Here is a 349-nt window from a genome sequence, read left to right as displayed (position 1 = left end):
ATCCGGCAGATGATCAAAGGGTACGTCGACTTCAACAAGCAGCTGCTGCAGCTGGGCATCGACGCCGGGGAGTTCAAGGGGGCGGATGCGGGCGCGCTCGGCATGATCCTCGACGGCCTGCTGTTCGGTCTGAGCCAGCACGCCCGGCATATGGCGCGGAGCGTAGCGCTGGCCGCGTACCGGCTGGCGGTGGACGTATTCCTGCATGGGATCGCCTGAGCGCGGTCTCCCCTTTTTTTTGCCCACATCTAGAATGATTATTCAGTATTGGTGTAAACGACTTGGAGGACGTTAGTGATGGCTGTCTCGGGAGAAGACGACGGTGCGCTTTTGATTCTGATGCTGAACC

The 349-nt window shown here is 59.3% G+C and carries 1 protein-coding gene; it reads left to right on the top strand.

The annotated features are described in order from the left end of the window. A partial coding sequence (locus KVT38_RS33600) for a TetR family transcriptional regulator C-terminal domain-containing protein (protein WP_306795385.1) occupies window positions 1-219 on the top strand: 219 nt, incomplete at its 5' end. Window positions 220-349 lie beyond the last annotated feature (130 nt).

This window comes from Cohnella sp. GbtcB17, assembly GCF_019091135.1.
Lineage (GTDB): Bacteria > Bacillota > Bacilli > Paenibacillales > Paenibacillaceae > Cohnella.
This window is presented reverse-complemented; position numbering and strand designations above follow the sequence as displayed.